Origin of the sequence: Bombella pluederhausensis (assembly GCF_026385525.1) — a bacterium.
GTDB lineage: Bacteria > Pseudomonadota > Alphaproteobacteria > Acetobacterales > Acetobacteraceae > Bombella > Bombella pluederhausensis.
On sequence record NZ_JANIDY010000003.1, the window covers coordinates 145,484 to 167,858 of the forward strand.

A 22,375-nucleotide genomic window follows, 5' to 3' on the forward strand; every position below is an offset into this window, starting at 1 on the left:
AAACTGAGGAGATGACGAGATGAAGGTTGAGGCACTGTCCCTGCCCGGTATCGTGAAGGTAACACCGGCCCGTTTTGGGGATAACCGTGGGTTCTTCTCCGAGACCTATAATCAGAAAAGCATGGCCGAGGCCGGGATTCCTGATACGTTCGTGCAGGATAACCAGAGCCTGTCCCGCCAGAAGGGTGTCGTGCGTGGTCTGCACTGTCAGGTTGCTCCGCATGGGCAGGGCAAGCTGGTGCGTGTGACGCGTGGGGCTATCTGGGATGTGGCTGTGGATGCCCGCACAGGCTCCCCTACCTATGGCCAGTGGGTCGGTGTTGAGCTGTCCGCTGAAAACTGGTCACAGCTCTGGCTGCCAGTTGGCTTCCTGCATGGCTTCGTCACGCTGGAGGAGAACACCGAGGTGCAGTACAAATGCACCGGCCTGTATGACAAGGCTTCCGAGCGTTCCGTGCGCTGGGACTGCGAGCAGATCGGTATTGACTGGCCTGTTGCACGGGATGAAGCTGTCCTTTCAGAGAAAGACCTTCAGGCTCCGTCCTTTGATGCTGCCAAGGGCTGGTTCGAGTATAAGTAATTTCCTGTCAGGGCTGGTTCATGGCGGTATGGTTTCAGTACTGTCTGTGGGCTGGCCCGTTCAGGATATGTGCCATTCCGGAATGAAAGAGCACTTATCATGACGAAGCCTTCCATCCTTGTGATCGGCCGGACAGGCCAGCTTGCAACATCCCTGAAAGAGCTGGGTGGCGACCGTGTCGTGACCGTGGGGCGGCCGGAAGCTGATCTTCAGGCGCCTGAAACTCTGGCTGCAGTGGTTGATGCCCATAAGCCAGATTTCATCGTCAATGCAGCAGCATGGACAGCGGTTGATCTTGCCGAGACAGAGCAGGAAGCCGCTAAGAAGGGCAATCATACCGGCCCGGCCCGTCTGGCTGAAGAAGCGGCACGCCGTGGCATTCCATTCATCCATGTTTCCACGGATTACGTTTTTGACGGCAAGAAAGGGGCTCCCTATCTGGAGAGCGATCCGATCAACCCGGTGACAGCCTATGGCCGTACCAAGGCTGAGGGTGAAGCTGCCGTGCTGAAGGCACAGCCGCAGAGTGTTATTCTGCGGACAGCATGGGTCTATTCGGCTCACGGCAAGAACTTTGTCAAAACGATGCTGAATGCCGGTGCCAAGAACCCACGCCTGCGTGTGGTGGGGGACCAGCGTGGTAACCCGACATCATCTGATGATCTGGCTGCGGTGATTCTTGGGATCATCGACAAGATCAAGGAAACGGGCTGGCAGGACTCCTATGCTGGTATTTTCCACGCTACTGGGAGCGGGGAAGCAACATGGTATGAGCTGGCCTGTCATGCGCTGAAAGAGGCTGAGAAGCATGGGCAGACCATGCCAGAGATGGAGGCCATCAAGACCTCTGACTGGCCGACCCCGGCAGCTCGTCCGGCAGATTCTCGTCTGGATAACAGCAAGCTGGAGCGTGTTTTCGGTCAGAAGATGCCAGACTGGCGTGAGAGCGTGACACGCACAGTCAACACGCTGATGAAGTAAGCGTTTTCCTGCCATATTATGCAGGGTCTGAAAAAGGGCCGCTCCTTGGTGGGGCGGCCCTTTTTTTGTGTTGGTCAGGTCGGTTTCTTACGGGATAAAAGCCGCTTCATGCCGTAGAGCAGGGTCAGCCCTGTAAAGGCTCCTCCATAGGCGAGGGCAGGGCGGCGGCGAAAGCTATGTTTTGCCAGCATCTGAACAAAGGACAGCATGACGCTGGAATCCAGCTTGCTCTCCCCGTGTGCTCTGTCCCGGAAGGTCATGGGGACTTCATGAACCCGCAGCGTCTCAGGACGGGCGATCATGATGTCCAGCAGGATCTTGAAGCCTTTGCCATCCAGAAAGGGCACACGCTCGATGAAGATGGAGCGCTTGATGGCAAAGAAACCGCTCATCGGGTCTGTCAGTGGGACATTGAGCAGCTGTTGTGCTGCCCAGATGCCGCTATTGGAGAGGAAACGCCGCCATCCGTTGGAAAGACCTTCATTACTGCCACCAGCAACATGACGGCTTGCCACGGCAATATCGGCCCGATCCGCCTGCAAGGTCTGGATCATCTCTGGCAGGCAGCTTTCGTCATGCTGGAGATCACCATCCATGACGGCAATTAGAGGAGCCGTAGCATTATGAGCGCCTTCAATGACGGCGGAGGACAGGCCCCGACGCCCGATGCGGAGGAGGCCCCGTACATAAGGTTTTTCCTCACCCAACCGGCGGACAACGTCCATTGTGCCATCTGGGGAGTTGTCATCTACAAAGAGGACTTCCCATGCAAAACCACTCAGGACTTTTTCCAGAGCCTGTACAACAGGGACAACATTCTCGACCTCGTTGTAACAGGGGATGATGATGCAGATGTCTGGAGCGGTCATGTGAGGTTCCATTTGAGGAAGGGGCTTCACTAATAGGTTGGATGATAATCGAGTGCAAGGCAAAGGCTTCTTACGGGCAGAGTACGCAGGGCGGCGGCTAAGCCTTTCAGCAGCGGTATCTTTTAAGGCTATTCTCAGGGGTGAGAGCCCATACGGCGATAGAGGAAGGTCTGTGTTTCCGCTCGTTCGGCCTCGGCGATGGCCTCATCAATCAGGTGCCGATGGGGGGAAAGGGAGCAGACAGGGTCAGTCTGGGTGGCATCGCCGGTCAGGGCTAATGCCTGACAGCGGCACCCACCCCAGTCGATTTCCTTACGGGCGCAGGAGGCACACGGTTCCGGCATCCAGTCTGTCCCCCGAAAGAGCATGAAAGCCTGTGAATGATACCAGACATGGCTCAGCGAATGATCCCGGACATTGTCGAACTTCAGGGAGGAGATCGTTTCCGCTGCGTGGCAGGGAAGGACGTAGCCGGAGGGTGAAATATTGAGGAAGCGCTGCCCCCAGCCGCCCATGCAGGGTTTGGGGCGTTCAGCGTAATAATCAGGCGTGACGTAATCAATGGCCAGACCCCCTTTTGCTTCTTCAGCGGCAACGTAGCGGGAGGCTTCTTCAAGCTGGGTGCGGGAAGGGAGTAGGGCGGCCCGGTTCTTCAGGGCCCAGCCATAATATTGGGTATGGGCCATTTCGACACGTTGGGCGTCAAGCTGGCGTGCCAGAGCGAACATGTCGGGGATACGGGAAATATTGGCCTTCTGTAGGACGAAGTTCAGCGTCAGGGGAATTCCGGCCTGTGTGATGAGGCGGGCGGCTTCCAGCTTGCGGGGCTGGACCTGCGGAAAATCGCTCAGCCGGTCTGCTTCCGGGCCGTCCGTGTCCTGAAAGGAGAGCTGTACATGGTCCAGCCCGTTTTCATCCAGACGTTTCATGGTCTGGGGCGTGATGAGCACGCCAGACGTAATCAGATTGGTATAGAGATTCAGCTTATGGGCATGAGCAATGAGGGTGTAGAGGTCCGGGCGGGCCATGGGTTCTCCGCCAGAGAAATGGACCTGTAGAACACCCATATCAGCTGCTTCTTCCAACACACGTAGCCAGTCGTCCGTACTGAGTTCCTGCGCCTTGCGTTCCAGCTCCACAGGGTTGGAGCAGTAGGGGCAGGAGAGCGGGCAGCGATGGGTCAGCTCGGCCAGAAGACTCATCGGGGCGGGGATATGTGCCGTTCTTCCGTTTTCGCCCTTGTCGTGCGTGGCTTCGCTCACAGCCGGAGAATCCTTTTTTCCGTCAGGTCGGAGAGCAGGGCGAGAACGTCCGTGGCAATCTGGTCTCTGGGGGCCTCATAGCGCTCGGCCAGCCGGTCAATGACTGTGCCAATGGGGGTCCGTCCATCCAGCTCCTGAAGGATGGCTACGGCGATGGGGTCTGCCAGCAAGGCACGCTCTGGCGCCTGAATCACCCATTGTTCCCGTACCCTGTCATGCTGGAGGCGGTAACCCCGGCTGAAACCGGGGCAGTCATTTTCATTCAGCATGAGGTGCGGCATCTGGGATGGCATGAGAACCTTACTGGCAGGGTGGAAGGGATCAGGGCGTTTCCGGCACGAAGGCGCCGGGTGGAATGTTGCCTTCTACATAGGCATGGTCCAGAGCATCAAGAAGCTGCCAGAGAATGGCGCATTTGAACTCCAGAGCACCAAGAACTTCCTGCTGTTGCTCCGGTGTGCAGGCATGTTCTTTGACGTAGTTCAGCGCAAAGGTGGAATCCTGCGGGGCCTGAGTCAGGCGGGGCTTGAAATAGGCCAGCGTATCCTCGGAGATGTAAGGATAGTTGCGGAGCATTCCTTCCATCCGCTCTCCAATGATCGTTGGAGAGAAAAGTTCTGTCAGGGAGGAGGCAATGGCTGCCAGAATGGAACGGTCCCGCACAAAGGCCACATAGGCATCCACGGCGAATAGTGTGGCGGGTAGAAGGCCCTTCAGGCTTGTCACATACGCATCATCAAGACCCAGCCCGTTGGTCAGTTTCAGCCAGCGGGCGATACCGCCGGGGCTGTCAGCCGTGCCGTCATGGTCCTCAATGCGGCGGCGCCATTCCCGGCGCAGCTCGGTCGTGGGCAGGCGGGCCAGCAGGGTGGCGTCTTTCCTGGGAATCTGGGCCTGATAATAATAGCGGTTCAGGGCCCATGCCTGTAGCTGCCCCTTGGTCAGCTTGCCTTCATACATGGCTTTATGAAGCGGGTGTTGGCGATGATAGCGTTCCGCACCGATGGCACGGAGGCGGGCTTCCAGCTCAGCAGGGGAAAGAAGGGTACTCATGATGACACCTCATCTGCGTGAATGCGCATGCCATCCTCACCGATGACCCAGCCTGCCTGCTCGGCTGCTTGCCGCTGGGGACTGTCTTCCAGAAGGATGGGATTGGAATTGTTGATATGGACGAAGAATTTCTTCGGCCTTGTACAGGCAGCAAACTGTTTGAGGGGACCATTATCGTCATTGACGGACACATGCCCCATGCGGTGCCCGCTCTTGGGGCTGAGCCCCGTGCGGATCATTTCATCATCCTGCCAGAGGGTACCATCGAAGAAAAGCAGGTCGGCCCTGCTGGCACGGTCCTTCAGGGTCTGTGTGATCTCGGCACAGCCGGGGACGAACAGCATGGTCTTTTGCCCATCGGAGATGGAGAGGCCAAGCGTATCATCAGCTTTTGTTCCTTCAGCTTCGGCATAGAGGGGAGCTTTGCCGGGGACTGTGAAGGCTTCAAGCGTCAGGCCGGAGGGAGTGCCATCTTTAAGCAGAAGCGGCACGACCGTGCCTTCTGTAATGGCAATACGGGGAATGATGGAGCGGTCCAGTGCCTCGAAGATGGGATTCCGGTCCAGTTGGGCGAGGGTGGAGGCACTGCCCATCAGGGTGAAGGGTTCCCGCTCCCGCAGGGTCAGCAGCCCGGTGATGGCGTCAATTTCCGCTCCGGCAAGGATAACACCCTGAATCGGTGTGCCACGGGTGGCACCTGTCTGATGAAGGGCTGGAGTGGCCAGAATCTGCTGGCGGAGATCCGGCGAGGCATTGAGGAGGAACCAGTGTTTTCCATCACCACTGACGGCAAGAGAGGCCTGCGTGCGGGGCTTGGCCCGTTTCCCTTCTCTGGCCAGAAGACAGCCCGGAGCTGCGGAGTTCCATTGCGGGAAGCCGCCACCGGCTCCGGCCCCCAGAATAATGACATCAAGCACGACAGAGACCACCTTTCTCCAGCATGGCACTGATGGTCATCATCAGGCGGCTGGCTGTGTCCGTGTTACGCACCTGCAAAGCTGTAAGAAGGCGGAAATGTTCCGCAGGATCAGTCAGGCGCGGAAACAGGGAGGTATGACAGGACTGCCAAAACCTCCCTGTTATGCGTATGTCTGCGCGGAGATTACTTCTTCTCGCCACAGACATAGGAGTTGATTTCGCCGCCCAGAGGGATCTCGGTTACTTTCGGTGTGTTCCATGCCATGATGGTACTCCTTATTACTGGTCAGTGCAGGGCCTTCCGGTAGGGAAGAACGGGCCTGCCGGGGCAGGATAGAGCAGAAGCTGCAGGAAATGCCAGAAGAAACGTGAGCACCTGTTACGGTGTGATTGCATCCCGGCCATGCAGCGTCTGACATCATGGTGATTGCTGGTAAAGGAAGCGTTTTTCTGGCAGGAGCAGGGCAGAAAGATGTGAAAAGCCGCCAATAGCGGCAGAACGGAACAGTGGATGAGGAAAGCTATGGTTGAGCAGTCACGGCGGGGCGTGTGTCTGGTGATTTCGGCACCATCAGGGGCGGGAAAGTCCACCATAGCGCAGGCCCTTCGTAAGGCCGATCCGACCATTTTCACGTCTGTGTCTGTTACGACCCGCAGCCCCCGTCCCGGTGAGGAAGAAGGGGTGCATTATTATTTCCGTGATCTGGAGACCTTTCGCCGCATGGCAGCAGATGGCGAGCTGCTGGAATGGGCCGAGGTGTTCGGTCGTGGCTATGGTACGCCCCGTGCCCCGTTGGAGGAAGCTCTTGCCGCTGGGCGTGATGTGATTCTGGATATTGACTGGCAGGGCTGTCGCCTGATGCGGAAGGCCATGCCGAATGATGTGGTCGGGCTGTTTGTTCTGCCGCCGTCCCTTGAAGAACTGGAAGCCCGACTCCGGGGGCGCAACTCGGACAGTGATGAAGAAATTGCCTCGCGTATGAAGGCGGCCATGAGCGAGATTTCTCATTGGCCGGAGTTTGATTACGTCTTGATTAATGATGATCTGGACAGAGCTGTCGAAGAAGCCCAGTCCGTTCTGGCCGCCAGTCGCCTCGCCCGGGCCCGCCGCAGAGATGTGGAAGCCCTTTGGCCAGTAGCGGGCTAAGGGCGGCTCTGATAAGCTGGACCCGTATGTTGCAAGCAGGAGCTTAACCATGACTGATATGCAGGCAAAGACGCCGCTTATTCTGGCCCTTCCAAAAGGGCGGATTCTCAAGGCCTTACGTCCTGTCCTGCATCATACGGGTTTTGAACCGGCACAGGACTGTCTGGATGAGAGCAGCCGCCGCCTTCGCTTCCCTACCTCCAGCCCGGGGCTGGATGTTGTGCGGGTGCGCTCTTTTGATGTGGCGACTTTCGTGGCCTATGGCGGTGCAGATATTGGTGTCTGCGGTGCGGATGTGCTGCTGGAGTTTGATTATCCCGATCTGTATGCTCCGCTGGACCTCGGCATTGGTGGGTGCCGCATTGCCGTGGCCCGTCCGAAGGGAAGCGGCGATGATGAGCCGCCAGAAGGACGGTCCCGCCTGCGGGTGGCGACCAAATACCCGGCTATTGCCCGCCGCCATTTTGCGTCACGGGCTATCAATGCCGAGATCGTGCATCTTCACGGGGCGATGGAGCTGGCCCCGGCGCTGGATATGGCCGATGTGATTGTGGACCTTGTCGATACGGGCTCTACCCTTCGGGCCAATGGTCTGGAGGAAGTGGAAACGATCGCTCATGTGACCAGTCGCCTGATTGTGAACCGCATTGCCCTGAAAACCCGCCCAGAAGAAGTTGGTAGCCTGATCGAGCGCTTCCGTTCTGCTGTTGCCCAGTCTGTCCAGAAAGGGGAGTCCGTCTGATGAAACGCCTGAACACGACATCACCGCAGTTTGCAACCGAGCTGAAGGCTGTTCTGGCCCGTAGAGGGGAGCAGAGTGGCTCTGTGGCGGAGCCGGTCCGGGCGATTCTGGCAGATGTGCAGAAGCGTGGCGATGAGGCCCTTTGTGATTACACGGAGCGGTTTGACCGGCTGAAGCTTTCCCCCGCCCAGCTGCGCATCAGCGAGGCGGAAATCAGGGAAACGGCAGACCGTGTGGCCCCGGAGACGAAAGAGGCTCTGGCTCTGGCGGCAAAGCGCATTCGGGCGTTCCATGAAGCGCAGTTGCCTAAGGACCTTGATTACACGGATGACGCTGGCCTGCGGCTGGGGATGCGCTGGACGGCTTTGGATGCGGCTGGTCTGTACGTTCCCGGTGGCAAGGCGGCCTATCCGTCTTCTGTGCTGATGAATGCGCTTCCGGCTCATGTGGCTGGGGTCAAGCGTCTGGCCATGTGTGTGCCAACGCCGGATGGCGTGTTGAATCCGTTGGTCATGGAGGCCGCCCGCCTTTGTGGTGTGACGGAGATTTACCGCATCGGTGGGGCGCAGGCTGTGGGCGCTCTAGCCTATGGAACACCGACCATTGCGCCGGTGGATCGTATTGTCGGGCCGGGTAATGCCTTTGTGGCAGAAGCCAAGCGGCAGGTGTTCGGCCATGTGGGAATCGACAGCATCGCCGGGCCGTCCGAGGTTGTGGTGGTGGCGGATGGTCAGAATGATCCCCGCCTCGTGGCGATTGACCTGCTGGCACAGGCGGAACATGACGAGCAGGCCCAGTCCGTTCTCATCACGCAGGATGAAGCCTTTGCCGACAGGGTGATCGCTGCGGTTGAGGAGGAATTGAAGACGCTGCCTCGTGCCAAGATTGCCCGCAAAAGCTGGGATGATTGCGGTGCAGTCGTGATCGTTCGGTCCGAGGATGAAGCGGCTGAAGTGGTGAATGAGTTTGCCCCGGAGCATCTGGAAGTCTTGTTGGATGATCCTCGTGTTTTCAGCCAGAAGGTTCGTCATGCCGGGGCGATCTTTATGGGGCGTTTCTGCCCGGAAGCTGTTGGTGATTATGTCGGTGGGCCGAATCATGTTCTGCCGACCAGTCGCACGGCCCGCTTTGCTTCTGGCCTGTCCGTCTATGACTTCCTGAAGCGGACAACCTCCATTGAGACGGATATGGAAGGGCTGAAAAAGGTTGGTCCTGCCGGTGTCATTCTGGCTCGTGAAGAAGGGCTGGACGCCCATGCCCTAAGCCTGTCCGAGCGTCTGAAACTCGGTTGATGGGTCTTTGTGCAGAAAGGGCCGCTTCCTGATGGGAGCGGCCCTTTTTTATTCCGGCATCATGAAGCGGGTTTCAGCCCCGCAGGAACTCCAGCATCATGGCGTTGAAGTTTGTGGGGTCTTCAACATGGACCCAATGGCCGGTATTGGGGATGGTCTTGATGTCGGCTTCAGGGAAATAACTCCGGATGACATCATGATGCTGCGGCTTGATGTAGGGTGAATCCCCACCACGGATGAACAGGGCCGGTCCATCCCATGTCTTGCCTTTGAAGACATCTTCCGGCCAGCTCTGGATGACAGGGAAGCTGGCGACAATGTCTGTAACGCCAATGTTCCACTGGGCCGGGTTGCCGGGTGTGATGTGCTGGGCAATCAGCTCGCCCACGGAGGGGTCTTCTGTCAGGTCATGCAGGAATTTGCGGATTTCGGCATGGCTGCTCAGGGCAGGAAGTGGCGTGTGGTAAAGCTGCTGTGCCAGATCATGCTGGCCATGGATCATGACATCCGGGGCGATATCCGCCACCAGCAGTTTTTTGAACCGCTCTGGGGCTGTCAGCACCGTGGCCATGGCCGTTTTGCCGCCCATGGAGTGCCCTACGATATAGGCGTCCTTGATGCCCAGTGCATCCATGCTTTCCAGCACATCCTTGGCCATTTCCGGGTAGGAGATGGGTGCATGGGGGCTGTCACCGTGGCAGCGGAGGTCGAACGCTACCGTCTTGAAGTAGGGGCTGAGTGCTCTCTGGAGAATACCCAGATTGCGGGCCCGTCCGAAGACGCCATGAAGCAGGACAACTGTCGGTGCATCATCCACACCTGTTTCATTACGAACAAGGGAAGCGAGCTGCATGACTGTAACCCTCTAACGGACTGAAATAATTGATAAGAGCTGCCGCTTATAAAGTTATTCAGGATAAAATCAATCCTATATTATTTATGAGTGTCATTACATAAGGTTCATTTCTGTAAAGAAATAGTATCCGGTGCAGGCCTATATCATGCTGTTGTGCCTATAAGGGGTGATGTGCCTAGATATAGTGGCCCGGTCCTCCCCGCAGGTGGAACGGATGAGAATAAAAAGGCAAGGAGGCCATGATGGCACGCAGAACACGGCACCCTGAGACACTGGCCCTTCATGCGGGTTGGCGGGCAGACCCTGTGACGGGGTCGGTCGTTCCGCCCATTCACCAGACGACATCCTATCAGTTTGAAAGCAGCCAGCAGGCCGCAGATCGCTTTGCCCTGAAAGATGTGGGCATGATCTATTCCCGCCTGACAAATCCAACTGTGGATGTGTTCGAGAAGCGCATGGCAGCACTGGAGGGCGGAGCGGCTGCCGTTGCGGTGGCATCCGGTCAGGCTGCGGCGGCTATGGCGGTGCAGACACTGGCAGAGGCCGGGGATAATATCGTCAGCGGAACGGACCTGTATGGTGGGACTTGGAACCTGTTTGCCCATACATTGAAGAATATGGGCATAGAGGTGCGCTTCGTGGACCCGTCCGATCCATCCGCTTTTGAAGCGGCCAGTGATGAGCGGACACGGGCCTGGTATCTGGAAACCCTGCCCAACCCCAAGCTGGTCGTGGCCCCAATGGCGGCCATTGCCAACGCAGGGCGGGCTCTGGGGATTCCGCTGATTGTTGATAATACGGCGGCGCCCCTGCTGGCCCGGCCGCTGGAACAGGGAGCGGCCATTACGGTCTATTCCGCCACCAAATATATTGGTGGGCATGGGACATCCATTGGTGGGCTCATCATTGATGGTGGTCAGTTTGACTGGGCACAGCGTCATCCGCTGCTGACACAGCCAGACCCCAGCTATCACGGGGCCATCTGGACAGAAGCTGCCCGTCCGCTGGGGCCGGTGGCTTATGCTCTGCGCGCTAGAGCTGTGTTGCTGCGGGATGGCGGGGCAGCTCTGTCGCCCTTCAATGCATTTCAGCTCATTCAGGGGGTGGAGACGTTGCCGCTGCGGATGCCTCGCCATTGTGAGAATGCGTTGAAGGTGGCGCAGTTTCTGCAAGAACGGACCGATGTGGAGCGTGTGATCTATCCGGCATTGCAGGAAGGTGAAACCCGCAAACGTGCCGAAGCTGTTCTGAAAGGTGGATTCGGTGGGCTTGTCGGTTTTGAGCTGCCCGGGGGCCGTGAGGCAGGCCAGCGTTTCATTGATGCGCTGGAGCTGTTTTACCATGTGGCGAATATCGGGGATGCCCGCAGTCTGGCCATTCATCCGGCGTCCACCACTCATGCCCAGCTGAGCGAGGCAGAGCAGAAGGCGGCGGGTGTGTCACCGGGCTATGTCCGGCTTTCCATCGGTCTGGAACATCCTGAAGATATTCTGGATGATCTGGCGCAGGCGCTGGATCGTGCCGCTGGGTGAGGTGTGTTTCCTGTCCGCTCCTCTTGGCAAGGCTTTCTTTACGGCGCAGTGTGGCGGATGCATAAAATGATGAACAGGAAAGGAAAATTATCATGTCCACACCAGAAAGCCGCCTTGCCGAGCTGAATATTGAACTGCCCGTAGCGGCGGCTCCGGTGGCTAACTATCTGCCTGTCGTGAGGACAGGTAATCTGCTGGTCGTGTCCGGGCAGTTGCCGCTGGTGGATGGCAAGTTGCTGATTACCGGCAAGCTGGGGGCTGAGGTCTCCAATCAGGCAGGGACAGCCTGTGCACGGGCCTGCTTCATCAATATTCTGGCTCAGCTCAATACGGCACTGAAGGGTGATCTCTCCCGTGTGCGCCGTGTTGTGCGCCTTGGTGGCTTCATGGCCTGCACGCCGGACTTCACCGACCATGCCGCCGTGATGAACGGGGCCTCTGACCTTGCAGCGGCCGTGTTTGCGGGTGAAGTCGGGCAGCATGCCCGTTCCACCGTTGGTGTGCCCAGCCTGCCGCTGAATGCGCCGGTCGAGGTTGAAGCGATGTTTGAAGTCGCCTGAGTGTTCGGCTTTTGATAAAGGCGGGCCGCTCATCCCTGTGGGGTGAACGGCCCGTTTTTCGTTAGGGACCCCGTATCATATTGGGGGGTTCTTTTTAGTGGGTTGCCTGTTATGGAGGAAAGACACCGCCAGAACCGTTCAGGGGCGGTTTGACTGTAATCTGTAAAAGGATGGATTAACGGATGAGTGATACAATTCCTGATCGTCTCTCAATTTACCCGGACAGCCCGTATTTCAATGAAGACATACTGGGCCGTGGCATTGGTGTGCGCTTCAAGGGTGAAGAAAAGACCAATGTTGAGGAATATTGCATCAGCGAGGGGTGGATCCGTGTGTCTGTCGGGCGGACGCTGGACCGGCGTGGTCGCCCGATGACGCTGAAGCTGAGCGGTCCTGTTGAAGTGTGGTTCAAGGATGATGCCAACTCCTGATTCAGGGGAGCCGGCATGACAGAAAGGGGCGGAACGGTGAAAGAGGCAGAAGCCATGCCTTTGGGAGATGCTGGCCACGGTGCTGTTACGGTACCGGCACGGGCGAGCTTCTGGTTCCGCCGTTTTCTGGCCTTTGTAGGGCCGGGATACATGGTGGCCGTGGGCTATATGGACCCCGGCAACTGGGCGACTGACCTTCAGGGTGGGGCGCAGTTTGGCTATCGGCTGCTGTCGGTCATTCTGCTGGCCAATGTCATGGCTGTCCTGCTTCAAGCCCTTGCGGCGCGGTTGGGGATCGTCACCGGGAAAGACCTTGCACAGGCCTGTCGGGACTGGCTGCCTCAATGGCTCAATCTGCCCCTTTGGCTGACCTGTGAACTGGCCATCATTGCGTGTGATCTGGCCGAGGTTATCGGGACGGCAGTAGCGCTGAATCTGCTGTTTGGCATGTCCATCATGGCCGGAACGCTGATTTCCGTGCTGGATGTGTTCATCGTCCTGCTGCTCATGCGGCGGGGGATGCGGGCGCTGGAAGCCTTTGTCATTACTCTGTTGGGGATCATTGCCGTCTGTTTCGGGGTGCAGCTTGTGGCGGCGGCTCCTCCGGTGGCTGCGGTGCTGAAAGGGTTCATGCCTTCGGCAACGGTCTTTACCAACCCGGGTATGCTTTATATTGCCATTGGCATTATTGGGGCGACCGTCATGCCCCATAATCTCTATCTTCATTCTTCGCTGGTTAAGAGCCGTACCTACCCCCGCACGGATGAGGGACGGCAGGATGCGCTGCGCTGGGCGACATGGGACAGCACTCTGGCCCTGACGCTGGCTCTGTTCATCAATGCGGCTATCCTGATCGTGGCGGCGGCGGCTTTTCATGGCACGGGCCATCAGGATGTGGCGGAGATCAGCGATGCGTGGAAGCTCCTGTCGCCCGTGCTGGGATTCGGGCTGGCCTCCACATTATTTGCCGTAGCCCTTCTTGCTGCCGGGACTAATTCCACCGTGACCGGGACACTGGCCGGACAGATCATCATGGAAGGCTTCCTGCATCTTCAGTTGCCTTACTGGGCACGGCGGCTTTTGACCCGTGGTCTGGCTGTTCTGCCCGTCATTGTCGTGATAGCCATTTTCGGACAGGGCAAGGTGGGTGACTTGCTGATGTTCAGTCAGGTCGTGCTGTCCATGCAGCTGCCTTTTGCCATGATCCCGCTGGTCTGGTTCGTTTCCAGCAAGAAGTATATGGGGCGTTTCTGCCTGTCGCCCGTGCTGGCTGTGCTCTCATGGCTGGTCGTGCTGGTGATTGTGGCCCTGAACGTCAAGCTTCTGGGTGATGCCCTGTTCTGACAGGTTTCAGCAGGGGGTGCATTTGGGGGGCAGGTAATGGAAGGCCCTGTCGAACCATGTCAGGCCATGACCGGCTCCATCCTGAACCGTGATGGTATGGGCACGGCAGATCAGGACGTCATGCGTGCCGATGCTGTGCGTGTCATCAATCGTACAGTCGAGCGTGGCGAGGGCTGTTTCCAGCAAAGGCGAGCCAAGCGGGCCATTCTGCCATGTTCCATGGGTGAAACGTTCCGGAGCGGTCAGGGTACTGTTGGCGAAGGCAAAGGCAAGGCTATCATGGCCTTTGCCGAGAATGCTGATCCCTAAACGCCTGTTCTTTAGAAATGCCTGATGGGACTGGTTGCTGCGGTTCAGGCAGACCAGCACGGTCGGCGGTGTGTCTGTCACGCTGGTAATGGCGGAGACAGTCAGGCCGTGGCGGCCTGCCGGGCCATCGGTCGTAACAAGAACGACAGGGGAGCCTAACCGGCTCATGGCATTGCGGAAGACAGCCTGCATGACGGGACCTTCTGGCAGTGATAAAACAGGACCAAAGAAGGACGGATAATGGACTCAATGTGGCATGGATGCAAATGCCATTCCTGAGAGTCCGGCCAGACAGGCAGATGCCCCTGCATGGAACCATGGCAGGGGCGTCTGAAAGTTGAATTCTGCTCCGGGGTCAGTATGTCAGCGTCAGAGAAGACTGGTAGTAGGTGGCATCATGAGCACCTACCTGATGCATGGCATGGGAGGTGAGGAAGCGGACGACATGGTGATCCCATGTCAGATGCGGTCCAAGCTTGATGCTGGCGGCCATTTGCGGCGCAATACCGACAAAGGAATTATGGTCGTAGGCGCCATACATGCCAGAGGTGAACTGCCGCTGGAAGATGTTACGGCCATAGATGGAGTAGGTGTCATCCCCCGTGCTGTAACGCCAGTAGATGGGTAGTTTCAGCTGGAAGGTCAGATAGTTCGTAGGGGTGAAGCTGGCCTTGGGGGCGAAGTCGATGAGGTTCTGGCCCGTCAGGTAATTGGTCGGGTCCAGATAGTTGGTGTTGACACCGAAGGGCTCGATATAGGTATTCACGCTGCCGGTTGTTCCACGGGCACCACCGCCAGAATAGGCATCACCCTGAATGCCGATGGTCGGACGCCACATCACATGACGGAAGTGGTAATCCACCGTGCCGTTCATGGACCATGCATTCACGTTGCGGGTCATTTTATCGTAGTGATTGGCCCGGTTATAGGACTGGTAGAACGTGCCCTGCTGGTAAGCCCCACCGAAGGAGAAGCTGATCGGTCCGGCTTCACCATGCCACCGCAGACCGAAATTATTGCGCTTGGTATGGCCAAGGGCGGAGGCGTTATACATCACGGTCTGCTGGGCAGGGCCGCCATTGATCTCATACCCGTAATAAAACAGGTTGATGAAGGAATAGCCGTTCTCACCAAGGAAGTGGAAGTCCGGCGGGGCGATGGTCACGTTGGCCCCGTAGAGGCGGGTTTTGTAATCCAGCGTGTCGTGGAACAGGGAGTTGCCGCCGCGGAAGCTGTCTGTGTGGTTGTTCTTGGTGTTGATGAAGTAGAAGCCGTCAAAACGGACCCGGTTCCAATGTTCATAGATGCGGAAACCATCCCAGCTGAGCGGGACGTTCAGCACGTCACGATTGCCGATCATATAATCCGGTGCATCGAGAAACTGCTGCCGACCGAAGATGAAGCCACCATGGCCGCCTGCGGCATTGCCGCTAAGTTCCACAAAAGCCTGTTGCAGGTCCAGATTCTTGCGGAACGTACCGTCATAGCTGTAACCACGCCAGCCGCCTGCATCTGCATTGATGAGCTGGCCGAAGAAGCGCACATGCTGGCCGAAATGGAGGTCAGCACTCCAGAGGTTGCGGACAGCAAAACGGCCTGAATTGAAAGGCCGTGCCTTCATGGAGGTGGTGGGGTCGATGGCCGCACCGAAGACAGGCCGCTTGTCATACCAGTTGTTAAGGCGGGTTTCCCCGGCGAGGCTGAGCCAGATGGAGCCGCTGTCATTCAGCTTCATGTGCTTGTAGGAATCAAAAGGGTCGCCACTATCGCAGACGCCTTTTTTGGGGACGCTGATACTGTCCATTCCGGCGGGCGTGCCATATTGGGAGACCGGGCCGAACCCTGTTTCACTGCCGTCGCCCCGGGCCCAGACACCATAAGGATTGGGAGCTGCTTTGCCATCATCCTGCGGGCAGCCACCGGGGGCTGTGTGCATGATGCGGTCCAGGATGCTGCGCTGCTGGGTCGTGTTGAGTGTGGAGGTTGTGCCAACAGACGTATCAGCATGGGCAACGGAGAGAGAGGCACCAAGACCTGTTGCCAGAAGGGTCGTGCACAGGATGGTGCGATGAAAAAGGGAGTGTCTCATAGTCTTCTGTCAGGGCTCGTTTATGAATTGGTGAGCCGAGAAGACGGGAAAAAAGACGCCTCAACATTGATTTAGGGCAAGAATGTGGAAAAGATACTTACAAAATAAATCTTTTACAGTGATATGAAAAACCTATCATCTGGTAAGATGGAAAATTAATCAGGGTCCCCTATAGAGCAAAAATATCCTTTAAAATCATAATGTTATGAAATGGCTCCTGCGGGGTGATTGGGGAGAAAAATCATGGCAGGGGAAGATTTGGCCAAAAAACGCCTTATAAGAATTTCTTTTCTCTGTGATTATCGCATAGGCATATCTTGACATGTATCACGGATCAGTGATGGCCGAGCATGCGGCCATCACAGGAATCCGTCTGTTTTTCCCGATTCGGAGGTCAGTATTCATCACCTTTCCGGCGTGGCAGCAGGGCGGGGATGAACAGTAGGGAACAGACCAGCGTACAGCCAAGGGACAGTAGCAGCAGGCGTCCCATACTGGCCGTACCGGGATGGGCCGAGGCTGCCAGAGAGCCAAAAGCGGACCCTGTTGTCAGGGCTGAGAACAGGACAGCCCGTGCCGTGGGGGACGAAAGCTGGTTCTTGAGGCCCGCCCGCCAGTTCATGACAAAATAGATGTTGAAGGATACGCCAACCCCCAGCAGCAGCGGCAGGGCGATAATATTGGCGTAATTGAGCTGCTCTGGCACCGTGATGACCAGAATGACCGTCAGCAACGAGGAGAGTAGCAGCGGCAGCAGAACGAGGATGCTGTCCAGCAGGCGGCGCAGCGTGATGAGGAGGATCAGGGCGATCGCCACAATGGCGCAGAGCGCTGCCGTGATGAAGGCGTGTGTGATGGTCTGTGCACTGGCGATGATCTCCAGAGCAGGCCCGCAGATGTCGGGGGTAACGCTCTCCAGCTCATGCACGAAATGGTGCAGGGTCTCCGTCTCGGACATCCGGCCATTGGGATGAATGACCAGACGATAGGCTCCGTTGGAGGCGATATATTCTGCCCGGATATCTGCTGGAATGTTCTCCATAGTGATGGGTGATGGAGAGAGCAGGGATTTCAGCTGTGTCAGCTCATTAGGCAGGAAGCGTGTCAGAGCTTCATTGGTTGCCAGCAGGGTCGCATCCGGTGCGGTGGAGAGGCGGAGAAGCGTATCACGCAGCGTTTTGAGGGAAGGGCTGAGTTTGTCATCCAGCCCGTCAAACTCATGGGCTGCCGCCGTGGTGGCTGCTCTCAGCTCTGCAGCGGAAGGAGCCGGTGCCGGGTGAGCCACGTTCAGGGTCGGCAGCAGGATGTCGGCTGCATCATGAATGAGCTGAAGTTTCGTGCTTTGGTCATCCGGCACTAGGGCACCGAGCCAGAGCACGTCATGTACGCTATCCAGTTTACTGAGGGCAGTAGCGAGTTTGCCCGCCGTTGCTGTGTCAGAAACCAGAACCTGAGCGTTATAGGGTGTTGTAAGTGGATTCTCCTCCAGAAGGGAGAGGGCCTTCATCCCTTCTGTGTTGGGGTTCTTGGTATGGAGGGGGTCGGCATCAAAAACGAGGGAGGGCGTCAGGCACAGGCCGACAAGTCCCAGCACGCCAAAGAGGCCCAGTATGGGGCGGCGGAAGCGCCGCAGAGCGTGATCTACTGGCAGGAGGGAGGCAAAACCCCGGATACTGTCACCCGGCCGAGCACGGAATAGCATCAGCAGGGCAGGAAGAAGGGACAGCGTGCAGAGGAAGGCGATCAGCATACCTCCGCCAGCGATCAGCCCCAGCTGGGCAACCCCCACGAAATTGGTCGGCGTGAAGGCAAGGAACCCCGCTGCGGTGGCCAGAGCGGCAACAAATATCTGCCCACCACTTTCCTGCCCTGTGCGATCCAGCGCCATGAGGGGCGCCAGAGGGTGGTTCTGCCCATCCTTCTGGCAGCGGAACCGTACGCCGAACTGAATGGCAAAATCCACGGCAATGCCAACGAACAGGATGGCAAAGGCCACGGAAATCATGTTGAGGGTGCCAACGGCCAGTGTGGCAAAACCTGTTGTCAGCAATAGCCCAATGATGAGTGTCAGCAGGATGGGAATGACAACCCGTAGCGAGCGGACAGCCAGCAGCAGCCAGAGCGTGACCAGACCAAAGGAAATGAACAGCCCGATGATCATCCCTTGGGCAACGGTCGAGAATTCTTCGTCACTCAGCTTTGCTTCACCCGTGATGAGCGCATGAGCACGACCTGCCTTTATGGTGGGCAGGTTGTCCAGTGCGGTGCGCATGGCCTTTGTGGCGGCTTCGGACGGTTCGAAAGATGTGAAGTCTGGTTTCGGATGGGTGACGACAAACTGATAATGTCCGCCAAGATCGCTTAGCCCGCCAGAAAGGAGCTTCTCCCATGAGAGAGGCGTGGCATGGCCTGCAAGGCCTTCTTCCAGCGTGTGGGTCAGCCCATCAAGAGCGGTATTGAAACTGGCTGGAATAGGCTGGCCGGTGCGGATGGCTTTGGCCATGAGGCCAAATGTGCCGAACAGGCCCCGGGCAGAAGGGTCTGCGGCGAGCGTACCAAGAAAAGGCTGGGCTGAAATGGTGGAGTCCAGCAGGGTATCAAGTTGTTTCGTGTCGATGAACAGGAAGGCGTTACGGGTGTAGAAGGGATTGGCGTCTGGCTGGTCCACCCGGTCAAAATGGGTGGTGTCCTTGGAGAGACGCTCTGTCAGTTCATTGGCGGTCTCGCGTCCTTCTTCCGGTGTGGCGGCGCTGATGATGGCAACGAGGGTATTCTTTTCACCGGGAAAGAGAGATTCGATCTGATGGTTTTTCTGCTTCCATGGCAGCGTGTCGGCAAAAAGCTTGTCTGTCTCTGTCGTGATGCCCAGATGGGTCAGGCTGAGCCATGCCGACCCTACGCAGAGCAATGTGAAAATGGTCAGGACAAGGGCGACATGGCGTCCGCAGAAGGCGTTGAGACGGCTTGTCAGGGTAGAAAGCATGAAAAATTTGTCCCCTTTGTGACCTTGAGCAGGCTCTGCACACGTTAAAGAGGCCGGGCCGTATGGCCTCTGGCCGGACCAGAACTTTTCCGGCACAGCCATGGGGGTAGCCGGGCCGGGTACATGACAATGGGCGCTTTCTGGCAGCCCAGGCCGGGAGGAAGCCCCCGGCAGGCAACCATGAGCACAGGAAGTAGTAGCGTGATGGGGGGCTTTTTTCTATCCCCTGCATGGTCATCATCAGGGGAAAATGGGCAGGATGGTGACAGAAGGATGAACAAAGCCGTGCTGACAGGCACGGCGTTCTGCGGCAGAATGGAACGCATGACCTGGACATTGGACGGCATTGCCGAGCACGAAAGTATCATCCGTCATAGTGTGTTCCGCACTCTGGCGGCCCCGGTGGATGATGAGGCGGGCGCAATGGCCTTTCTGGCAAAGGTCGCTGTGCCGGATGCCACTCATAACTGTTGGGCCTTCCGTGTCGGGGGGCGGTATCGTGTCAGTGATGATGGCGAGCCATCCGGCACCGCAGGTCGCCCTATCCTGTCCGCCATAGAAGGGCAGGATTTTGACGGGGTGATGGTGGTCGTTATTCGCTGGTTCGGTGGAATCAAGCTGGGGGCTGGCGGTCTGGTGCGGGCCTATGGCGGAGCCGCTGCCGCCTGCCTGCGTGAGGCGGCAAAAATTGAACGGGTGGAGCGGGTCCGCCTTGGCTTTCATTGTCCTTTCCCGGTTTATGCAGAGGTGGAAGCCAAGCTGCCGGGCTGGAATGTAGAAACACGCCGCTGCGATTTTGGAGCAGAAGGGGCCATGATGGAGCTGGCCGTTCCCGTGCAGGAGCGCACAGCCGTGGAAAACTGGCTGAGAGACCTGACACGGGGGCAGGAACCTATCCGTGAGCTGGATGAAGAACAGGGGTAAGGCGTAAGCCGTCCTGTCTTCTAGTTTCCTTCTTTTTTGTCCTGCTGTTTTACTTCCTCTGGTGAAGGGCCAACGGCGTCCGGTGCTGTGTAGCGGGGCACCCGGCCATGATGACCGAAATTGACGATGCGTGCTTCCTTCAGCCCATGCATGGAGAACAGGAGGCGGGCAAGTTGGAGGGCTAAAGCCGAACCGAGGAATGGCCCAACCAGATAAATCCATACGCCATGCAGGTTATGGGCCAGCGTATCGGGGGCCAGTGTCCGCATGAAGTTGGTGCTGTTGCCAGAGAATCCTGAGATCAGCGGGTTGGTCACGGCAAAATAGAAGGCACAGACCCATGTGGTCAGATGCTGGAATTTCGGACGTGAGGCTGTGAAGTAGATGATGAGGATCATCCCTGCCGTAGCAATCGCTTCCATCATGGCATCAAAGGCGAGACTGTAGCTGTGGGATGGGAATGTTCCCGCATAATTGATCTGGCTGACCATAGGGTGCCAGAAGGGCAGGAGAAGGCTGAGCCCCACGCTGGCGATGAGTGTCCCGGTAAAGGCACCGACAAGCTGAGCAAGGATGTATCCCAGTGCATCCAGCCAGCGGATTTTCTTGGTCAGGAAGAAGGCAAGCGTCACGGATGGGTTGAGATGGGCTCCGCTGACTTTTCCGAATGGCGATAGCGTTGCGATGGTGCCCGAAAGCCCGAAAAACAGCCCCACCAATATAGAGCGGATGATCGGATGAGGGGCCAGTACGGCAGCAATCGGGGAGTTGTTGGCAATCAGGATGGTGGTCACGCTGATGCCGATGGTGAGCATGATGGCCGTGGCGATGGCCTCGGTGCCATATAGCTTCCAGTGGAAAGGGTGGTCAGGATGGGGATGGCCAGCAAGGGGGCGATCCACCAGCTCTTTATGGGAAAAGCGGATATGGGGCAGGCGAATATGAGGGAACCGCACATGCCGGGCCGTATAGTGTTTCTTATGATCTGGCTGCGGTTGGGAGGGGGAGTCAGTCATAGGAGGTGCCTTTCAGTAAAAGAAGGGGCACCTATGTTCTCAGAAACGATAACGGGCCGGTCAAGGGGGAGGCAGTAATTTAATCTTTCCCGGCAGGAGAGAAGCGGCGGACAAGATCGCTGAGATGCCCGGTTTCGGCGATGGTGAGGGATGATGGCGCTTTGGGGCGGGCATTGGCCGTGCCGACATGGCGGGGAATGACAGCCTGCCGGAAGCCCAGCTTGGCGATTTCTTTCAGCCGGATACCAGTCTGGCTGACCTGCCGGATTTCCCCGGAAAGACCAATCTCCCCGAAATAGGCTTCATCAGGCGCAGTCGGCTGGCCGGTAGCGGCGGAGATCAGGGCGGCTGCTACGGCAAGGTCTGCAGCGGGTTCGGTGACTTTCAGCCCACCCGTGACGTTGAGGTGAACATCAAGGCTGCCGAGTTTCAGGCCACAGCGGGCTTCCAACACGGCAAGGACCATGCTCAGCCGGGAGCTGTCCCAGCCCAGTACGGCACGCCGGGCGGCTCCATCGCCACTTTTGGCGGAGAGCAGAACCTGAACTTCCAGCAATATGGGACGTGTGCCTTCCAGCCCGGCAAAGACGGCAGACCCGGCAATATTGCCGTGCCGTTCTGCCAGAAACAGGGCGGAGGGGTTGGGGACTTCCCGCAGGCCGGTATCGGTCATGGCGAAGACGCCGATCTCATCCGTGGCACCGAAACGGTTCTTGGCAGCCCGGAGAATACGGAACTGATGGCCCCGGTCCCCTTCAAAATACAGCACGGCATCGACCATATGTTCCAGCACACGGGGGCCAGCGAGTGCCCCTTCTTTCGTGACATGACCAATGAGGATGAGGACGAAACCCAGCGTCTTCGCCAGACGGATCAGCTCGAAAGCGCAGCTGCGGACCTGAGAGACCGAGCCGGGCGCACTGGCCACGCCTTCCAGCCACATGGTCTGAATGGAGTCGATGACGACAACCTGAAGGGTCCGTTTTTCCTCCAGTGTCGTGGCGATGTCATTGACATTGATGGAAGCAGCCAGCTCCAGCCTGTCCAGCGCTTTGGGGTTCTTGTCCAGTTCCAGCCGCTGGGCGCGTAGGCGTATCTGGTCGATGGCTTCTTCACCAGAAACATAGAGAACATTATGACCGGCTTTTGCGAGAGCGCAGGTCATCTGAAGCATGAGGGTGGATTTGCCGATGCCGGGGTCCCCTCCAACCAGCACTACTGAGCCGGGAACAAGTCCGCTGCCCAATACCCGGTTCAGCTCGGCCATGTTCGTGTCCAGCCGGGCCGGTGGTGTGGCCTTGCCGTCCAGCCGTGTGGTCTTCAGTCCAGCCCCTCTTTTACCGGGAGCTGTCTTGCTGGGAGTGACGGCTCTGGTTTCTTCTTCCAGACTGTTCCACTCGCCGCATTGCTCGCAGCGGCCTGTCCATTTGGGATACTGTGCCTGACAGTTCTGACAGACGAACAGGGTGGCCGGTTTTTTGGCCATA

General features: G+C 57.8%; 22 protein-coding genes. 10 read left to right on the forward strand and 12 right to left on the reverse strand.

Annotated elements, in window-relative coordinates; all coding sequences use genetic code 11:
- The first annotated feature begins 19 nt into the window (after positions 1-19).
- Complete coding sequence (gene rfbC, locus NQF86_RS07095) at positions 20-580, forward strand: dTDP-4-dehydrorhamnose 3,5-epimerase (protein ID WP_266116940.1); 561 nt, start codon at positions 20-22, stop codon at positions 578-580.
- A gap of 99 nt (positions 581-679) precedes the next feature.
- Positions 680-1,561 carry a dTDP-4-dehydrorhamnose reductase gene (rfbD, locus tag NQF86_RS07100; protein WP_266116941.1) on the forward strand — a complete coding sequence of 294 codons (882 nt, stop codon included), beginning with the start codon at positions 680-682 and terminating at the stop codon, positions 1,559-1,561.
- 74 nt (positions 1,562-1,635) lie between these two features.
- Here the strand turns inward: rfbD and NQF86_RS07105 are convergent, their stop codons facing one another.
- The 6 genes from NQF86_RS07105 to pqqA form a co-directional block, all read right to left on the reverse strand.
- Positions 1,636-2,430 (reverse strand): polyprenol monophosphomannose synthase, encoded by a 795-nt coding sequence (locus NQF86_RS07105; protein ID WP_266116942.1) that lies wholly within the window; start codon positions 2,428-2,430, stop codon positions 1,636-1,638.
- 134 nt (positions 2,431-2,564) lie between these two features.
- Positions 2,565-3,632, reverse strand: a complete 1,068-nt coding sequence (gene pqqE, locus NQF86_RS07110; protein ID WP_266117048.1) for a pyrroloquinoline quinone biosynthesis protein PqqE — start codon at positions 3,630-3,632, stop codon at positions 2,565-2,567.
- Between the two features lie 56 nt (positions 3,633-3,688).
- Positions 3,689-3,961, reverse strand: coding sequence for a pyrroloquinoline quinone biosynthesis peptide chaperone PqqD (pqqD, locus tag NQF86_RS07115; RefSeq protein ID WP_266117049.1), 273 nt, complete (start codon positions 3,959-3,961; stop codon positions 3,689-3,691).
- A 52-nt stretch (positions 3,962-4,013) separates the two neighbouring features.
- Positions 4,014-4,745 (reverse strand): pyrroloquinoline-quinone synthase PqqC, encoded by a 732-nt coding sequence (gene pqqC, locus NQF86_RS07120; RefSeq protein ID WP_407652882.1) that lies wholly within the window; start codon positions 4,743-4,745, stop codon positions 4,014-4,016.
- Complete coding sequence (pqqB, locus tag NQF86_RS07125; protein WP_266116943.1) at positions 4,742-5,662, reverse strand: pyrroloquinoline quinone biosynthesis protein PqqB; 921 nt, start codon at positions 5,660-5,662, stop codon at positions 4,742-4,744. The genes pqqC and pqqB overlap by 4 nt, the downstream gene beginning before the upstream one ends.
- A 185-nt stretch (positions 5,663-5,847) precedes the next feature.
- A complete protein-coding gene (gene pqqA / locus NQF86_RS07130) occupies positions 5,848-5,928 on the reverse strand; it encodes a pyrroloquinoline quinone precursor peptide PqqA (RefSeq protein ID WP_043559425.1) in 81 nt (26 codons plus the stop codon).
- A 258-nt stretch (positions 5,929-6,186) separates the two neighbouring features.
- Here pqqA and gmk point away from each other — a divergent pair, with 258 nt between their 5' ends.
- From gmk to hisD, 3 genes are read left to right on the forward strand one after another with little or no spacing between them, the layout of a single operon-like run.
- Positions 6,187-6,810 carry a guanylate kinase gene (gene gmk, locus NQF86_RS07135; RefSeq protein ID WP_266116944.1) on the forward strand — a complete coding sequence of 208 codons (624 nt, stop codon included), beginning with the start codon at positions 6,187-6,189 and terminating at the stop codon, positions 6,808-6,810.
- Positions 6,811-6,859: 49 nt separating this feature from the next.
- Positions 6,860-7,552, forward strand: a complete 693-nt coding sequence (hisG, locus tag NQF86_RS07140; protein WP_266116945.1) for an ATP phosphoribosyltransferase — start codon at positions 6,860-6,862, stop codon at positions 7,550-7,552.
- Complete coding sequence (hisD, locus tag NQF86_RS07145) at positions 7,552-8,844, forward strand: histidinol dehydrogenase (RefSeq protein ID WP_266116946.1); 1,293 nt, start codon at positions 7,552-7,554, stop codon at positions 8,842-8,844. Before hisG ends, hisD begins: the two co-directional genes overlap by 1 nt.
- Before the next feature lie 73 nt (positions 8,845-8,917).
- Here hisD and NQF86_RS07150 read toward each other — a convergent pair whose 3' ends face one another.
- Positions 8,918-9,697 (reverse strand): alpha/beta fold hydrolase, encoded by a 780-nt coding sequence (locus tag NQF86_RS07150; protein WP_266116947.1) that lies wholly within the window; start codon positions 9,695-9,697, stop codon positions 8,918-8,920.
- A 245-nt stretch (positions 9,698-9,942) separates the two neighbouring features.
- Between NQF86_RS07150 and NQF86_RS07155 the strand changes: the two genes are divergently transcribed.
- The 4 genes from NQF86_RS07155 (at position 9,943) to NQF86_RS07170 (ending at position 13,567) form a co-directional block, all read left to right on the forward strand.
- Positions 9,943-11,232 (forward strand): O-acetylhomoserine aminocarboxypropyltransferase/cysteine synthase family protein, encoded by a 1,290-nt coding sequence (locus tag NQF86_RS07155; protein WP_266117051.1) that lies wholly within the window; start codon positions 9,943-9,945, stop codon positions 11,230-11,232.
- An 89-nt stretch (positions 11,233-11,321) separates the two neighbouring features.
- Positions 11,322-11,792, forward strand: a complete 471-nt coding sequence (locus NQF86_RS07160) for a RidA family protein (protein ID WP_266117052.1) — start codon at positions 11,322-11,324, stop codon at positions 11,790-11,792.
- Between the two features lie 182 nt (positions 11,793-11,974).
- Entirely contained in the window at positions 11,975-12,223 is a 249-nt protein-coding gene (locus NQF86_RS07165; protein WP_266116948.1) for a DUF3297 family protein, read from the forward strand.
- Between the two features lie 54 nt (positions 12,224-12,277).
- On the forward strand, positions 12,278-13,567 hold the full coding sequence (locus NQF86_RS07170; RefSeq protein WP_266117053.1) for an Nramp family divalent metal transporter: 1,290 nt from the start codon (positions 12,278-12,280) through the stop codon (positions 13,565-13,567).
- Between the two features lie 6 nt (positions 13,568-13,573).
- On the opposite strand, the gene NQF86_RS07175 is transcribed toward NQF86_RS07170, so the two are convergent.
- From NQF86_RS07175 to NQF86_RS07185, 3 genes are all read right to left on the reverse strand, one after another.
- The gene (locus NQF86_RS07175; protein ID WP_266116949.1) at positions 13,574-14,068 is read right to left on the reverse strand and encodes a flavin reductase; all 495 of its coding nucleotides are present in this window, start codon (positions 14,066-14,068) and stop codon (positions 13,574-13,576) included.
- A 163-nt stretch (positions 14,069-14,231) separates the two neighbouring features.
- Entirely contained in the window at positions 14,232-15,965 is a 1,734-nt protein-coding gene (locus NQF86_RS07180) for an alginate export family protein (RefSeq protein ID WP_266116950.1), read from the reverse strand.
- Between the two features lie 394 nt (positions 15,966-16,359).
- A complete protein-coding gene (locus NQF86_RS07185) occupies positions 16,360-18,948 on the reverse strand; it encodes an MMPL family transporter (RefSeq protein ID WP_266116951.1) in 2,589 nt (862 codons plus the stop codon).
- Positions 18,949-19,263: 315 nt separating this feature from the next.
- Here NQF86_RS07185 and NQF86_RS07190 point away from each other — a divergent pair, with 315 nt between their 5' ends.
- The gene (locus NQF86_RS07190; RefSeq protein ID WP_266117054.1) at positions 19,264-19,872 is read left to right on the forward strand and encodes an IMPACT family protein; all 609 of its coding nucleotides are present in this window, start codon (positions 19,264-19,266) and stop codon (positions 19,870-19,872) included.
- Between the two features lie 20 nt (positions 19,873-19,892).
- On the opposite strand, the gene NQF86_RS07195 is transcribed toward NQF86_RS07190, so the two are convergent.
- Together NQF86_RS07195 and radA are read right to left on the reverse strand one after the other, a co-directional pair.
- On the reverse strand, positions 19,893-20,888 hold the full coding sequence (locus tag NQF86_RS07195; protein WP_266116952.1) for an MIP/aquaporin family protein: 996 nt from the start codon (positions 20,886-20,888) through the stop codon (positions 19,893-19,895).
- A gap of 79 nt (positions 20,889-20,967) precedes the next feature.
- A complete protein-coding gene (radA, locus tag NQF86_RS07200; protein ID WP_266116953.1) occupies positions 20,968-22,374 on the reverse strand; it encodes a DNA repair protein RadA in 1,407 nt (468 codons plus the stop codon).
- Between the last annotated feature and the right edge of the window lies 1 nt (position 22,375).

Bases quoted from the DNA above. Each gene is read 5' to 3' on its own strand.
- rfbC (WP_266116940.1), top strand. From the start codon at position 20: ATGAAGGTTGAGGCACTGTCCCTGCCCGGTATCGTGAAGGTAACACCG.
- rfbD (WP_266116941.1), top strand. From the start codon at position 680: ATGACGAAGCCTTCCATCCTTGTGATCGGCCGGACAGGCCAGCTTGCA.
- NQF86_RS07105 (WP_266116942.1), bottom strand. From the start codon at position 2,430: ATGACCGCTCCAGACATCTGCATCATCATCCCCTGTTACAACGAGGTC.
- pqqE (WP_266117048.1), bottom strand. From the start codon at position 3,632: ATGAGTCTTCTGGCCGAGCTGACCCATCGCTGCCCGCTCTCCTGCCCC.
- pqqD (WP_266117049.1), bottom strand. From the start codon at position 3,961: ATGCTGAATGAAAATGACTGCCCCGGTTTCAGCCGGGGTTACCGCCTC.
- pqqC (WP_407652882.1), bottom strand. From the start codon at position 4,745: ATGAGTACCCTTCTTTCCCCTGCTGAGCTGGAAGCCCGCCTCCGTGCC.
- pqqA (WP_043559425.1), bottom strand. From the start codon at position 5,928: ATGGCATGGAACACACCGAAAGTAACCGAGATCCCTCTGGGCGGCGAA.
- gmk (WP_266116944.1), top strand. From the start codon at position 6,187: ATGGTTGAGCAGTCACGGCGGGGCGTGTGTCTGGTGATTTCGGCACCA.
- hisG (WP_266116945.1), top strand. From the start codon at position 6,860: ATGACTGATATGCAGGCAAAGACGCCGCTTATTCTGGCCCTTCCAAAA.
- hisD (WP_266116946.1), top strand. From the start codon at position 7,552: ATGAAACGCCTGAACACGACATCACCGCAGTTTGCAACCGAGCTGAAG.
- NQF86_RS07150 (WP_266116947.1), bottom strand. From the start codon at position 9,697: ATGCAGCTCGCTTCCCTTGTTCGTAATGAAACAGGTGTGGATGATGCA.
- NQF86_RS07155 (WP_266117051.1), top strand. From the start codon at position 9,943: ATGGCACGCAGAACACGGCACCCTGAGACACTGGCCCTTCATGCGGGT.
- NQF86_RS07165 (WP_266116948.1), top strand. From the start codon at position 11,975: ATGAGTGATACAATTCCTGATCGTCTCTCAATTTACCCGGACAGCCCG.
- NQF86_RS07170 (WP_266117053.1), top strand. From the start codon at position 12,278: ATGCCTTTGGGAGATGCTGGCCACGGTGCTGTTACGGTACCGGCACGG.
- NQF86_RS07175 (WP_266116949.1), bottom strand. From the start codon at position 14,068: ATGCAGGCTGTCTTCCGCAATGCCATGAGCCGGTTAGGCTCCCCTGTC.
- NQF86_RS07180 (WP_266116950.1), bottom strand. From the start codon at position 15,965: ATGAGACACTCCCTTTTTCATCGCACCATCCTGTGCACGACCCTTCTG.
- NQF86_RS07185 (WP_266116951.1), bottom strand. From the start codon at position 18,948: ATGCTTTCTACCCTGACAAGCCGTCTCAACGCCTTCTGCGGACGCCAT.
- NQF86_RS07190 (WP_266117054.1), top strand. From the start codon at position 19,264: ATGGAACGCATGACCTGGACATTGGACGGCATTGCCGAGCACGAAAGT.
- NQF86_RS07195 (WP_266116952.1), bottom strand. From the start codon at position 20,888: ATGACTGACTCCCCCTCCCAACCGCAGCCAGATCATAAGAAACACTAT.
- radA (WP_266116953.1), bottom strand. From the start codon at position 22,374: ATGGCCAAAAAACCGGCCACCCTGTTCGTCTGTCAGAACTGTCAGGCA.